At 69.4% G+C, this 13,579-nt stretch carries 11 protein-coding genes; 3 read left to right on the top strand and 8 right to left on the bottom strand.

The genetic code is table 11. The features are described from left to right. Window positions 1-17 precede the first annotated feature (17 nt). Both VGP60_RS32645 and VGP60_RS32650 read right to left on the bottom strand, forming a co-directional pair. Window positions 18-998, bottom strand: coding sequence for an anti-sigma factor RsbA family regulatory protein (locus tag VGP60_RS32645; protein ID WP_327552015.1), 981 nt, complete (start codon window positions 996-998; stop codon window positions 18-20). Then, complete coding sequence (locus VGP60_RS32650) at window positions 995-1,840, bottom strand: MEDS domain-containing protein (RefSeq protein ID WP_327552016.1); 846 nt, start codon at window positions 1,838-1,840, stop codon at window positions 995-997. The genes VGP60_RS32645 and VGP60_RS32650 overlap by 4 nt, the downstream gene beginning before the upstream one ends. Before the next feature lie 229 nt (window positions 1,841-2,069). Between VGP60_RS32650 and VGP60_RS32655 the strand changes: the two genes are divergently transcribed. Beyond that, window positions 2,070-2,855, top strand: coding sequence for a GAF and ANTAR domain-containing protein (locus VGP60_RS32655; protein ID WP_327552017.1), 786 nt, complete (start codon window positions 2,070-2,072; stop codon window positions 2,853-2,855). Window positions 2,856-2,857: 2 nt separating this feature from the next. Here the strand turns inward: VGP60_RS32655 and VGP60_RS32660 are convergent, their stop codons facing one another. Then, on the bottom strand, window positions 2,858-4,150 hold the full coding sequence (locus tag VGP60_RS32660; RefSeq protein ID WP_327552018.1) for a hypothetical protein: 1,293 nt from the start codon (window positions 4,148-4,150) through the stop codon (window positions 2,858-2,860). Then, window positions 4,143-4,742, bottom strand: coding sequence for an RNA polymerase sigma factor (locus tag VGP60_RS32665; protein ID WP_327552019.1), 600 nt, complete (start codon window positions 4,740-4,742; stop codon window positions 4,143-4,145). The genes VGP60_RS32660 and VGP60_RS32665 overlap by 8 nt, the downstream gene beginning before the upstream one ends. 117 nt (window positions 4,743-4,859) lie before the next feature. Between VGP60_RS32665 and VGP60_RS32670 the strand changes: the two genes are divergently transcribed. Next, complete coding sequence (locus VGP60_RS32670) at window positions 4,860-5,456, top strand: TetR/AcrR family transcriptional regulator (RefSeq protein WP_327552020.1); 597 nt, start codon at window positions 4,860-4,862, stop codon at window positions 5,454-5,456. A gap of 118 nt (window positions 5,457-5,574) precedes the next feature. Here VGP60_RS32670 and VGP60_RS32675 read toward each other — a convergent pair whose 3' ends face one another. The 3 genes from VGP60_RS32675 to VGP60_RS32685 form a co-directional block, all read right to left on the bottom strand. Beyond that, window positions 5,575-5,880, bottom strand: a complete 306-nt coding sequence (locus VGP60_RS32675) for an NIPSNAP family protein (protein ID WP_327552021.1) — start codon at window positions 5,878-5,880, stop codon at window positions 5,575-5,577. A 40-nt stretch (window positions 5,881-5,920) separates the two neighbouring features. Beyond that, the gene (locus tag VGP60_RS32680) at window positions 5,921-9,022 is read right to left on the bottom strand and encodes an AfsR/SARP family transcriptional regulator (protein WP_327552022.1); all 3,102 of its coding nucleotides are present in this window, start codon (window positions 9,020-9,022) and stop codon (window positions 5,921-5,923) included. Between the two features lie 354 nt (window positions 9,023-9,376). Then, window positions 9,377-10,186: an NAD(P)H-dependent oxidoreductase gene (locus tag VGP60_RS32685; RefSeq protein WP_327552023.1), complete on the bottom strand. Its 810-nt coding sequence runs from the start codon at window positions 10,184-10,186 to the stop codon at window positions 9,377-9,379. A 44-nt stretch (window positions 10,187-10,230) separates the two neighbouring features. Between VGP60_RS32685 and VGP60_RS32690 the strand changes: the two genes are divergently transcribed. After that, window positions 10,231-11,211, top strand: coding sequence for a GlxA family transcriptional regulator (locus tag VGP60_RS32690; RefSeq protein ID WP_327552024.1), 981 nt, complete (start codon window positions 10,231-10,233; stop codon window positions 11,209-11,211). Here the strand turns inward: VGP60_RS32690 and VGP60_RS32695 are convergent. After that, a complete protein-coding gene (locus VGP60_RS32695) occupies window positions 11,208-13,481 on the bottom strand; it encodes a molybdopterin-dependent oxidoreductase (RefSeq protein WP_327552025.1) in 2,274 nt (757 codons plus the stop codon). The genes VGP60_RS32690 and VGP60_RS32695 overlap by 4 nt on opposite strands. Window positions 13,482-13,579 lie beyond the last annotated feature (98 nt).

The raw sequence follows: 13,579 nt of genomic DNA on the forward strand, positions 1-13,579 counted from the left end.
TCCCATCTCTAACACTGTTACGCACTCACGACCCCCCGCTGGGTCAGGCCGGGCCTGCCCACGACCATCCGCAGGGTGAAACCGTCTTCGCCGGTACTCATCGTGACGCGGGCGCAGAGCTGGTGGACGATCCACAGCCCGAGCCCGCCTGTCGAGTTCCGCGCCGGGACCAGTCCGGCGAACGGGTCGGCCGGACCGCGGCCCTGGTCGGTGACGGTGACGACGAGCCGATCCGAGCCCGCCCACAACCGCAGCCGGATCGGGGCCACGCCGTACCTGTCGGCGTTCGCGACGGCCTCGCTCACCGCGATGACCAGATCATCGACGTCCGATGGCGAAACGCCGGTATCCGCCGCGCCGCGAATGACGGCGTCGCGGGCGGCAGAGGGGGTGAAGCTCCACAGCTCGGCCGACGGCGGCGCCAGCTCCAGCGGGTCGGGCTCGGCCGCGCCGAGGTGGCCGAGGAAGCCGATCGGGTCTTCGAACCCGGCGTTCGGCCGGTGCTCGCCGTCCGCCGACGCGATATGCGGATGGGTGCGTGCGACGTCGGCGAGCACGTCGTCCGGGGTGATGCGGGTGTCGTACGGGCAAAGACCCCACAGCGGGAAGTCGTCGAAGGCGTGGTTGACGGTCGCTTCGTAGCGCGCCCACCGGTCCCAGGACGCTCCCAGCCCCGGGTGCGGCACGTCACCGACGATGCGGATCTGCTCGGCACCACCGGCGACATGGGCCGCCATCATGGTCCGGTACTTCTTGATCGCGCCGGCGGGCCGCGCGTACTGCACGGCCCCGCTCAGGAACGACAGCCCCGCGGCGCCGCCCATCGCGCCACGGATCAGCTTCTCGTTCGTCTCGTCGAAGGCGACCAGGGTCGGTTCCCCGGCTTCGAGGCCGTCTTCGAGGAACGGCACCACAATGGAAAGGAAGTCTTCGTCCGAACCGTAGAACGCCGCCTCGTGGAAACAACCCAGATGGCCGGCGGCGGCGCCTGTTCTCATAACGGCGCCTCCACCCGGACGTTCCGCAGATCCAGGATCTCGACCAGCCGCGCGGGCATCAGGCCCGACGTCCGGAGCACGACGGTCGCCTCCCGCCGATCGGCCAGCTCGGAGAGCGCGAGCATGCTGTTGTGGTCGACGAACCTGAGCCCGGTCGCGTCGATCACGAGCTCGCTTTCCGTGGCCCGCGAATCCACGCGGTCCAGTGCCAGCGGGAACACCTCGCGGCTGAGCAGGTCCAGCTCGCCGCTCAACTCGAGTGTCCCGGCCTCGGCGTCCCGAGGCGCGTGCAGGTGGAACGGGGTCGCTCCGGCACTGGCTTTCGGGTGCAAGCAGGCGACCTGGGCGATGACTTCGTCGCCGAGCTCAGTCCGGTTGTAGGCGCACAACGCCGAAAACGGCTGACCGGCCGTATAGCGGTCGACCAGTGACTCGTATCGGGCGAACGCGTCGAGCTGTTCGGGCGAGCCCACCAGGCGAGTGACGTCGGCGACGGCGCGTAATCCGGCATATCCCACGGCGAGCGCGCTTTCGGTGGCCGCCGCGTAGATCTCGACCTGACGTTCCGGGTCGATCACGTCCCCGGCGGTATACCGTTGCGCGATCGAATCTATCCGGACCGCTCCCCGGCGTACCGCTTCCTGAATCGCTTCGAATCCGGCCAGATGGGCGCGCACGAATTCGTCGTCGGCCACAAAGAAGACGCGGTATCCCCCGGCGACGGCTTGGGTGACGAATTCCACGGCTCTGTCCCGAAAAACGGCCGGATCGTCGTACGCCCAGCACACATGATCATGGGGCCCGAGACCCACGGCAACCACGACCTCGCCGGACAAATTCACCTGAGGAGATTACCCTATTCCATGGCCGGTGCGGGCCCGGCGAATTCACCCCAAGAGCAGGTATGAGCGGACGTGAGCCGGGTAACCCCTCGGCAAGCGACTAGCATCGGGCGCAAGGCTGCGCATGCCGCTGGTCGTCAGGTGACCGGCGTGCGGCAGCCCTGACGTTGAGCAACCAGCGTCGGTGCGTCCGGCCACCGCCCAATGTCGAGAAGTCGAGGTTCTCAAGATGTCCTCCAGCTCGCAGGATTGGATCCAGGACAAACAGCAGTTCGCCGCCACCGAGCACTCGCCACTCGGGCCGCTGGCACACCAGTTCGCCGAGCTGACGAGGAATCTGCTCAACGCCACCACGGCCGCCGGCGTGCTCAAGCAGCTCGTCATCACCGCGCACGAGGTCATCCCGAACGCCGATGTGGTGAGCGTGACCCTGCGCGGCCCCAACGGCGACTACCACACTCCCATGGAGACCGACCCGATCGCCGACGAACTCGACCAGCTGCAGTACGACTTCGACGAGGGACCGTGTGTCGACGCCGCCCGCAAGCCCGGCCCGGCGACCGGCCGCAGCGCCGATCTCGCCCACGAGCCGCGCTGGCCCAAATTCGGCCCGGCGACCGCGGAACGCGGCTACAACTCCGTGCTGTCGACGGCTTTGCTGCCCGAGGCCAGGCCCCCGCAGATGTCCGGCGCGCTCAACATCTACTCCCGCGAACTCGACGGCCTCAGCAACGCCGACGGAGACATCGCTTTGCTACTGGCCACCCACGCCAGCCTCGCGCTCGCCCACACCCAGGCGCTGACCAACGCCGAACTCCAAACCGCGCACCTGCGCAAGGCCATCGACAGCCGGGACGTGATCGGCCAGGCCAAAGGCATCCTGATGCAGCGGCGGGGCATCACCGCGCCGGAGGCGTTCGACGTCCTGCGCCAAGCCTCCCAGGAGCTGAACGTCAAGCTGGCGGAACTCGCCAGCACCCTCGCCACCCGCCACGCCGACCTGGACCGGCGCTAGCACTAGATCTTCAGCGCGATCCGGGCGAGGACGATTCCGGAGACGTCGAACGCGGTGAGTACGGTGTGCTGCCGTTCGGCGGGTGTGCCCTCGTTGAGTTCGATCCCGGGCAGGACGAACGTTCCCTTGTGGACGGTCGCGACCACCGATGGTGACTCCGGCCGCGAGATGCTGACCGAAGCGACGTCCGCGGATTTCACCAGTCCGGTGACAGCGACCGTTTCACTCGAACTCGAGCCGTTGGCGTGCCCGCGGAAGTCGTAGAAAACCGTGCTGGTGAACAAGTACGGGTTCTTTTCGGCTTCGAGAGTCCGGTAGCCGTTGCTGTCGGACTCTTCGTCGATCTTGAGGAACACGTTGTCAGAGGTGAACGTGCAAATCGCCAGCAGGTTTCCGTACCGGCCCAGCTGCAGGCTTTCACCGCCGCCGAGTTCTCGCGAATCCGCCGGCTCCCAAGCCTCCACGTCCACTGGAGGAGGTCCGGCCGCGTCCCGGAAACAAGCGGACAGGCGTTGTCCCGACTCGGAATTCCGGTCCCCCGCCGGTTGCGGGCGATCGGTCGTCGCCGTCGAGGCAGCCGGGGCATTGGCGGCTCGCGTCCCGCCCTGGACGTCTGGTGATCCGCCCAGGTAGAACGTCAAACCCTTGTCCGGCAAAGACATCGCGTTCGGGGAGACGAAGATCCCGTTCCGCAGCAAGGCGATCTCGCGAGCCTCGGAGCCTTGCGGGCCGACGGACAAGGTTCCGAAGGCGGGGTCGACCACCCCGGCGACCGTGCCGAAGCTCGAGACGAACGTCGCTTGGGCGGTACCCGCGGGCGAGTCGGGCTGTACGGCCGACAGGGTCACGGTGGCGGGAGTCAGTTCGCAGAACCGCTTTCCGCCCGGGGTGAAGAAGGCGGTCACGCTCACGCCCCTGGCCGAAGCCGTGAACAACGGCTCCCATCGCTCGGCGCCGGGCTCGGCGGCCATACACCGAACCGTGGCGTCGGCGGGCGCTTTGTGCTCGAGGACGCTGAACTTTTCCTCGGGTGAAACGAATCGGTTGCCCGGCCGGTTCGGGTCGTCGACACTCCGGGAAGCGCTGGCGGCCACGGGATCGGACCCGATCGCGCGGTCGAACGCGGTCAAGGCCACCGCCCCCGCGGCGAGCATCACGACGACCGAAGCGATCGCGATCGGGGCGAGACCGTTGCTCCGGCGCGGAGCCATTCCGCCGGCGATCCGGCGCCGGGCGTCGGCTCGGACGTGGTCGGGCAACTCCCGGACGGGTCCGAAGTCGAAGGGGTCAGTCATCACAAGCCTCCTGGGTGATCTCCTGCAACCGGGCCCTGGCACGGGAAAGCCGTGAGCGCACACTCGGTTCCGAAATGCCGAACAATTCGGCGGCGTCCGCGGCGGAGGTGCCGCCGAGCAAGCACACCTTCACCGCTTCCCGCTCGCCGCGCGGCAGGCGTTCGATGGCGGCGAGTACCCGCTTGAGCCGCTCCCGTGCCGCACTGTCCTCCGCCAGCCGCTCGGCGTGGTCGGGCGCCGAATCGGCGGCGGCGAGTTTCGGGACGATCCGCAGGAACCGGCCCAGCCGGCGGCGTTCGCCCTGACAGACGTTGCTCGTCACGGTGTAGAGCCAGGGCAGGGCGCTGTCGCGGATGAGCCGGACTTCGCGCCGCCGGCGCCACGCTGTCAGGAACGTGGTCGCCAGCAGATCGTCAGCCGCGCTCCACGACGCCGTCAGCCGGTATGCGTAGTTCCAAATCGTCCGCGCGTGCCGCTCGAACAGTTCGGTGAACGCCTGGTGGTCGTCCACGGCGATAAGCAGCCAGAGCTCGGCGTCCGGCCGCACCGGATCGGACACCGCGGCCTCCAGCACTGGGGTGGGAACAGTCACGACGGCTTGTGGTCACCAGCCCCTCACTGTTGCATGTGGACCGAAAACCGTGACGCGGGTCACCCGTGACGAAGTGGTCGAGACGGTATCGTCCCGTCCGCTTGCTAAGGTGTCGTCATGACAGACAAGGCACGCCGTACGCCGACCGGGGCCGCCGTCCTCAAGCCGGAGCTGACCGACGCGATCGTCGAGGCAGTCCTGGAGGAGCTCGCCGAACACGGCTACGGCCGCCTCTCCATGGACGCCGTGGCGCGGCGCGCCGGTGTCGGCAAGAGCGCGCTCTATCGGCGCTGGCCGTCCAAGGAGGAGATGACCGTCGACGTGGTTTCGCGGCTGAGCGTGCCGATGGCGGCGGTCGGCGACACCGGTTCACTCCGCGGCGACGTCCGGGCGATGGTGGAAGCGATACTCGACTGGCTCGCCCACCCCCGGCTCGGGCGGATCCTGCTCGACCTCGTGGCGGAAGCGAAACGCAACGAGGCGCTGGCGTCCGCGCTGACCGCCCACCTCGGCGACCCCCGCCGCAGCCTGGGCGAAGCGGTACTCGACCGAGGCCTGGCGCGAGGCGAGATCTCGGCCGAGCTGGACCGCGAACTCGCACTGGACCTGTTCGCGGCGCCCGTTTTCTGGCGCACCGGCGTGCGACGCGTCGCCGCGACCCCGGGTTATCTGGACAACCTCACCGAGTCGCTGCTACGCATGCTCACACCCTGAAGCGTCGTTCAGGACAGCGCAGGGCGGGTGTGGCAGACGGGGCGCCTTGGGTGAGCGGGTCGTGAGTGGCTACGAGTGTTAGAACACTTGTTGCCACTCACGAGCCGGAGAGCACAGGTCAGGGGAGCATCGGGCGCATGAAGCTGCGGTCGTACCGCAGCACGCAGCCGCTTTCCTCGCGGATGCGGTCGGCTTCGATGAAGTCGGGATGCTTGCCGAACAGGGTGCGGTACTGCTCGTACTCGGCGAGGCCGGGGAAACTGAACAACGCCATGGCCTTGTCGCTCGCGCCCTCGGACGGCAGGAAGTAACCGTGATGGTTGCCGCCGTGGGCGTTCACCAGCTCGATCCACCGGCGGCCGAACCGTTCGAAGGCTTCGATCTTCGCGGGATCGATGACGTACTCCACCACACAAGTGATCACGGGCTCACCCTAACGTCTCGGGTCCAGCGCTTTTTCCGGCTCAGTCTGCGGCAGGGGTCAAGGACGTGTGGCGGGCTTTCGCGCGCAGGTCGTCCGCGAGTTCGGGGTCGCCGAGCCGGGACCATACCTCGGCGACGGTCAGCAGGGCCCGTGATTCGACGAGCCGGTAGCCCGCGCGGCGGGCGAGTTCGACGGCTGTTTCGCCTTGGGTTCGCGCTTCGTCGACGTCGCCGAGGTCGAGCAGGGACTCGGCGAGTCCGCGTCGCGCGTCGGCTTCGCACCAGTAGAAACTGGTTTCCCGTGCGATGTCCAGCGCCAGGCGGTGGTGTTCCCCGGCTTCCGCGGCGAGGCCCAGGCGGAGGCAGACCTCGCCCAGCGCGTTGAGTGTCCACGCTTCGGTGCCGTGGTCGCCGATCTGCCTGGTCAGTTCGACAGCGGCGCGGGCGTCGGAGCGGGTCTGCTCCGACACGCTGCCGGTTCGGCAGCGCAGGAGCGCGCGGCCGGCGAGGGCCGTCGCTTCGCCGTAGTGGTAGCCGAGTTCGCGGTTCGCCGCCAGCGCTTGGGTGTAGAAATCCTCGGCGGCGCGCGGGTTCCCGAGATCGCGGTGCACGTTGCCAAGGTCCACGAGCAGGACGGCGACGCTGTATCGCGCACCTTCGCGTTCGCCTTGGTCCAGCGCCTCGGTGAAGTGGTCGAGGGCGCGGCCGAGCGCGCCGAGCTGCCAATAGGAGAAGCCGAGGTTCGCCAGCGCCATCGCCGCCCCGGCGCCGTTCCCCAGTTCCCGGCAGAGCTCGAGCGATTCCTGCCCGGTGTCGATCGCCGCCTGCGGGTCGCCGAGCCGCTGGTGCACCGCGCTGAGATTGTTCAGCGCCGCGGCCCGCCCCGCACGCCAGCCATCGGCCAGGTTCCCGCGCAACACGCTGGTCAGATGCTCGCGGGCTTCGGTGTAGCGGCCCATGTTCACACAGGCGAGCGCGATGCTCTGGTGCATCGCGGCCTGCGCGCGGGCGTCGCCCATCGCCCGCGCGGCGTCCAACGCCGTCGACGCGACGCTGAACCATTCCGTGCGGTGGCCGCGGTAGTGGAAAAAAGCACGCAGCGCGTCGGCGAGGTGCCAGGACATCCCGCGCGGGCCGCGTTCGGCTGTCTGGCCGACGGCGACGCTGACGTTCGGCCATTCGGCGTCGAGCCAGGCGAGCGCGTTTTCGTTGTCCTGGAAGCAAATATCCGCCGGAACCTCACGAGGCAGCCGGAGGAAGTGGGGAATGAGCTGCCGCCCGGCGGCGTCGGCGGTGTGCAGGTAGTACCCCAGGACGAGTTCCCTGGCTCGCTCGCGATCGGCGGCGGTGTCTTCGGCGAGCACACGGTCGATCGCGTAGCGGCGCAGCAGATCGTGGAAGCGGAACCGCCCGCGCGTGTACTGCTCGATGAGATGCGCCGCGGCCAGCGCCTTGAGCTGCTTGTCCGCCTGGGCGACCGGCCGGTCGGCGAGCGCGCCCGCCGACTGCACGGTGAACGTCTGCCCCGGCAGCAGGCCGAGGAGCCGGAACGTCCGGCGTTGTTCGGCCGGGAGCGCCTTGTACGAAGAAGCGAACGCCTTGGTGACCACGCTTTCCTCGGCACCGTCCATGGTGAGCCCGGCCAGCGGGTCGCCCTCGGCGAGCTCGTGCGCCAGGTCGGCGATCTCGAGTTCGGGGCCGGCCTCCAGATTGGCCGCCGCGATCCGCAACGCGAGCGGCAGGTGACCACACAGCCGCGCGAGCTCGTCGGCCGCTTCGGTTTCGGCGGCGACCTGGTCGACCCCGAGCACCACCTCCAGCAGGCGCCGGGAATCGGCGGCGGGCAGCACGGGCAGGGGCAACGCCTGCGCGCCGGTGCGCGCGATCAGGTCGCCGAGCCGCTGCCGGCTGGTGACGACGACCGTGCCGGCGGGCGGGATCAGCGGGCTCACCTGCCCGGCGTCGCGCACGTTGTCCAGCACCAGCAGGACGCGTTCGTCGGCGAGCATCGACCGGAACAGCGTGACCTGGCCGTCGAGGTCCGACGGGATCGACCGCGGATCGGCGCCGAGGCCGCGCAGCAGCTGGGTGAGCGCGACGGCGGGGGTGAGCGGCGCGTGCTCGGGATCGAACCCGCGCAGGTCGAGGTACAGCTGCCCGCCCGGGAACCGGGCACGGGACCGGTGGGCCCAGCGCACGGCCAACGCCGTTTTACCGACCCCCGCGGTGCCGCTGATCACCCAGATCTTCGTTCCGGCCGACAACGACGTCAGGCCGGAGTCGAGCCGCGCGAGTTCGCTTTCGCGCCCGACGAAACCGTGGGCGTCGTGCGGCAACTGAGCCGGTCGCACCGGTTCCGGTGGCGTGTCTTCGGCCGGCCCGGCCAGCGCCGGATCCGCGCGCAGGATCGACGTCTCCAGCCGCCTCAGGTCGGGCGCCGGGTCGAGGCCGAGGTCGTCGGCCAGCCGCGTGCGCAGCCTGCGGTAGGTCTCCAGCGCGTCGTCGGCGCGGCCGTCTTGGTAGAGCGCGAGCATCAGCTGGCCCACGAACCGCTGGCGCAGCGGATGTTCCGCGACGACGGCGGTGAGCTCGGCGAGCAGCTGCCTGCCGAGTCCCAGCCGCAGCTGGGCGTCCACCCGGTCTTCGAGCGCGGTCAACCTGGCTTCGCGCAGGCCGCCGCACAGGCGTTCGGCGATCTCCTCCGGCGCGACGTCGGTGAGCGGGTTCCCGCGCCACAGCGCGAGCGCCTGGTCGAACAGCGCGACGGCAGGCTCGTCGTCTGCCGCCCTCGCCTCGGTGACCAGCGCCGCGAACCGGTGCACGTCGACCGACTGCGGGTCCACGCGCAGGATGTAACCCGGGCCCTGGCCGACGATCTCAGGTCCGGCGCCGGCCCGCCGGAACACCGCGCGCAGCCGTGAGACCAGCGCTTGGACCGTGCCGCGGGCGGACGCCGGCGCGTCCGACGGCCAGACGAGATCGATGATCCTGTCCAGTGGGACGAGTCGGCCCGCTTCCAGCAGGAGCACGGCGAGCACGAGCCGCTGCTTGCGGGAGCCGAGGTCGAGCCGCTCGCCGTCCGACACGGCTTCGACCACGCCAAGCACCCGGAATTCCACTTCGGCCGCCTTCCTCCTCGCCACTCGTTCGCCAGTATGTCGGACCCCGGCGACTGGGCTGCAACCCAGCTGCAAGCGAGGTGCAACCGGCGACCGCGAGTCTCGCCATAGGTCGGGGTCGACACTGGGAGTTCATGATTGACATCGATTTGTAGCGACGGAAAATTCCGCTTCAGCCGCGATGAAAGCCATTTGAAAGTGAGATGGAACCGGCTTCGGCGACCCTCTGCCCATTCGGCCGGCCAGGGCGGTCCCCGCTCCCGGCAGATGAAGACGATGCTAGCGATGTGAGGAAGAAATGAAGTTCCGAGCGATGGTGACCCCCGCGACCCACCGGCGGGCGACGATCGGTACCGCCTGCCGCGTGGACTGAGTTCTTCACCGCTGTTTCCGGCGGTGAGCCGACCCCGGGTCAGGCCGGTATCCATCCCCCCTGCCTGCCTGACCCGGTTCCGGCCTTGAGGTCCCCGGGCCCGCCCGGTGCACTCCCAAACCGGAGCCACCGGGCGCCAGCTCGGGCCGGAGGACGAGCGACTCGTCGTAGTCGCCGGTGTTCTGGTAGCGGAAAGCGATCGGCTCGGTGCACCCGATGGCGGCGACCCGCTCGCGCACCAGTGCCGCCGCGGCCCGGTAGCCGTCGGCGTCGATCCGGTCCGCGCCGTAGACGGCGACCGGTGGGAGCACCGGCATCCCGGTGTACCACAAAGTGCCGTGCAGCAAGGGAAACAGCACCTCGTCGAGCTGGCCGTTGATCCCTCTCGGCCCCAGCGGCGCCTCCGGGCTCCCGCTGGTGACCACGACGAGCGCACGTTTCCCCGCCAGTTTTCCTTCCCCGTAACGCAGTGAGCGGCGCGGTTCCCGGGGATCCCTTACCCCGTAGGCATAGCCCTTGACGAAAACGCGGTCGAACCAGCCTTTGAGGATGGCGGGCATGCCGTACCACCACAGCGGGAACTGCACCACCACCGCGTCGGCCCAGGAGAGTTTCTCCTGTTCCTCGACGATGTCGGCGCTGAGTCCCTCGTCGGCGAAGTCATCACTGTCTACAGTGGACTTCCATTTCATGGCGTAGAGATCGGACAGTTGAACCCTGTGCCCGTCCGCGGCCAATTCGGCGATGCCTTCGTCCCGCAGCGAGCCGTTGAGCGAAGCCTGATCCGGATGGGCGAATATCCACAACACGTTCACGGCTTCTACCCTGCGCGTCATGCCCGGCCGACGCGAGTGGCCTGATGGCCATCATGTGTAAGAATCGAGCCATGGAGACTCTTCGCACTGTCGCGGTCTTCGTGCGTCCCGGGGTGCTTCCGCTGGAGCTGGGCATCGTGCACCAGCTGTTCGGCGCGGCGCACGGCGCGACCGGAAAACCGCTGTACGACGTCGTCACCTGCGCCTCCGCTCCGGGCCCGATCCGGACCAGCGCCGACTTCGACATCCAGGTCCCGCACGGACCGCAAACGCTTGCGGAGGCCGACACCGTGATCATCCCGGCCTCGGAAGGCGATCCACGGCCCGACGACGGCGTCGGCGAAGCGCTGGGCCGGATCCGGCCGGGCACCCGGATCGCGTCGATCTGCACGGGCTCCTTCGTCCTCGCGGCCGCCGGGCTGCTCACCGGGCGCAAGGCGACCACGCATTGGAAATCGGCGGCGGAGTTTAGATGTCTGTATCCGGACGTCGAGCTCGACCCGGACGTGCTCTACACCGAAGACGGCGACATCCTGACGTCCGCGGGCGAGGCGGCCGGGATCGACCTGTGCCTGCACATGATCCGCCGCGACCACGGCGCCGCGATCGCGAACGACGTCGCACGCCGTGTGGTGGTCGCGCCGCATCGCGAAGGCGGCCAGGCCCAGTTCATCCAGCGGCCCGTCCCGAATCCGCAGACCTCCTCGACCGGCACGGCCCGCACGTGGGCGTTGCGGCATCTCGACCGCCCGGTCACCCTGCGCGAGCTCGCCGCGCAGGAGTCGACGAGCGTGCGGACGTTCACGCGCCGGTTCAAGGAGGAGGTCGGCCTTTCACCCGCGCAGTGGCTGATCCAGCAACGCGTCGAGCGGGCGCGGCAGCTCCTCGAAGAGACCGACCTGCCGGTGGACCGCATCGCGGCCGACGCCGGTTTCGGGACGGCCGCGTCGCTGCGCCAGCACCTCCTCGTGTCGGTCGGGGTCTCCCCCACCGCCTACCGGACCACCTTCCGCGGCCCTGGCTAGAGGCGTTCGAGGCGGGCCAGGACGTGTTTGTGGTGCGGGGTTCCCGCCCAGCGGTCCCGGCTGCCGGCGGCGGTCAGTTCGTTCGGCGCCGCGCCGGTGACGACGGCGTCGCCGCTCTCGCCCGGCGAGTCGAGGCCGAGGCCGTTGGGCAGCGAGATGTGGCCCGGCTGCATCCGGTCGGACGGTTCCACGGTGACCTCGGCGGTCCCGGTCCCGGTGGTGAGCCGCACGCGATCGCCCAGCTCGACGGACAGCTTCAGCGCGTCGGCGGGGTTGATGCGCAGCGCGCCACCGGCGTCGCGTTTGCGCCACCGCGGGTCGCGGATGATCGTGTTCGCGGTGAACGCCCGCCGCTCGCCCGCGGAAAGCACGAACGGCCACCGCGGATCCGGCGCGGGCGCGGGGCGGTCCCGCAGGTCCGCGAGTTCTTCCAGGAGTTCGGGGATGTCCAGGTGGACGAGCTTGTCGGGCGTCCGGACGCGGGTCCACGTCTCGGCCCAGTCGTCGTCGGTGATGACCAGGCCGTGCGGGCTGGTGAGGATGGCTTCGAAAAGCCGTTCCCCCGCTTCGAGTCCTTCACCGTAGCCCGCGCGGCGCACGCCCTCGGGGAATTCCTGCGCGCAGCGGTGTGCGGCGGGCCAGAGCGCGGCGGCCGCGGCGGCGCCGTTGGCCAGGGTCGGGCCGAGCGTGCGGTAGAGCAGGACGGGCGCGAGGCCGGCGAGGCGCCGGTCGCCGGAAACCATGGTGGTGAACGTCTTCGCGAACGCGGCCCGGCCCTCGGCGGCGGCCGCGTGCAGCGGTTCGACGTCCGCGTCGGTGAGCCTGCCGGACGCCTCGACCAGCCGGGCGTGGATCTCCGGCTCCGGCAACGGCCCGTCCGGCGCGGTGAGCACGGGCGGACGCAGGTGGAAGATGTTGCGCGGGAAGTCGAAGTTGAAGAAGGTCGCTTCCCACTTCTCGAACTGGGTGGGCGCGGGCAGCACGTAGTCGGCGAGGCGCGCGGTCTCGGTCATGGCGACGTCGATGACGACCAGCGTGTCGAGCGAGGCCAGCGCTTCCCTGGCCTTGGGTGAGTCGGCGAGCGAATGTGCCGGGTTGGCGCTCTCGACGAGCATCGCACGATACCGGGCCGGGTGGTCGGTGAGGATCTCCTCGGTGACGACACTGCTCGGGACCAGGCCGGCGATGATCGGCGCGCCGGCGACCGGGCTGCGCGGCATGTCGTCGATGTGACGCCCGCGGTCCCGGCCGATCGTCGCGAGCCCGGACGGGATGAACTGCGTGCCGGGACGGCCGAAGTTCCCGGTGAGCAGCCAAATCAGCTTCTCGACGTAGCTGACCAGCGTCGAGTCGTGGTTCATCTGGACGCCGAGGTCCTCCAGCACCGCGACCGAGGAAGCGGCGGCGATCCGGCGTGCGGTGTCACGCAGGACGTGCTCGTCGATGCCGGAAACCTCGCTGTAGCGGGCGATCGGGACCTGCTGGAGCGTTTCGAGCACTTCGTCCAGGCCGCTCGCGTGCTCGGCGAGCCACTCCTCGTCGAGCAGCTTCTCTTCGACGAGGACGGCGGCGAGCGCGGCGAGCAGGTAGATGTCGGTGCCGGGGCGTACGGGCAGGTGGATGTCGGCCAGCTCGGCGGTCTCGGTGCGGACCGGGTCGATGACGATCATCGTGCGCTCAGGCGTCTTCGCGATCTCCTTGAGCACCACGCGGGCGCGGGGGAAACCGTGGGACTGGTAGGGGTTCTTGCCGATGAACAGCGCGACTTCGCACTCCTCGAAGTCGCCGCGGACATAACCGCCGACCATGCGCGCGTCGACCCAGAACTCACCGGTCTTCTCCTGCGCCAGCGCGCTGGACTTGTACCGGCCGCCGAAGGCCTTCATCGTCGCACTGCTGTACGCCCCGCCGAGATGATTGCCCTGGCCACCGCCGCCGTAGTAGAAGATCGTTTCGCCGCCGAACGTGTCCCGCACCGCGCCGAACCGGGCGGCCACCTCACGGATCGCGTCGTCCCAGGAGATCTCCTCGAATGTCCCGTCGGGGCGACGCCGCAGCGGCTGCGTCACCCGCCCCGCGCGGCCGTTCTGGTAGTGATCGAGCCGCAACGCCTTGTTGCAGGTGTAGCCCTGCGACGTCGGATGGGCCTTGTCACCCCTGATCTTCTCGAACGCACGGCCGTCCTCGCCGCCGAGCCGGATTTCGATCCCGCAGTTGCACTCGCACAAGATGCAGGCACTGGCCTGCCACGCAGGGGCTTCGCTGTCCATCAGGTCTCCGAGCCACTAGGCAACAGTGAGTCTCTTCACCATACTCACTACAGCCCACCCCGCCACCCCCACACCCAGCCGTGGGTGTCGTGAGTGCG

It is taken from the genome of Amycolatopsis sp., assembly GCF_036008905.1.
Classification (GTDB): domain Bacteria; phylum Actinomycetota; class Actinomycetes; order Mycobacteriales; family Pseudonocardiaceae; genus Amycolatopsis.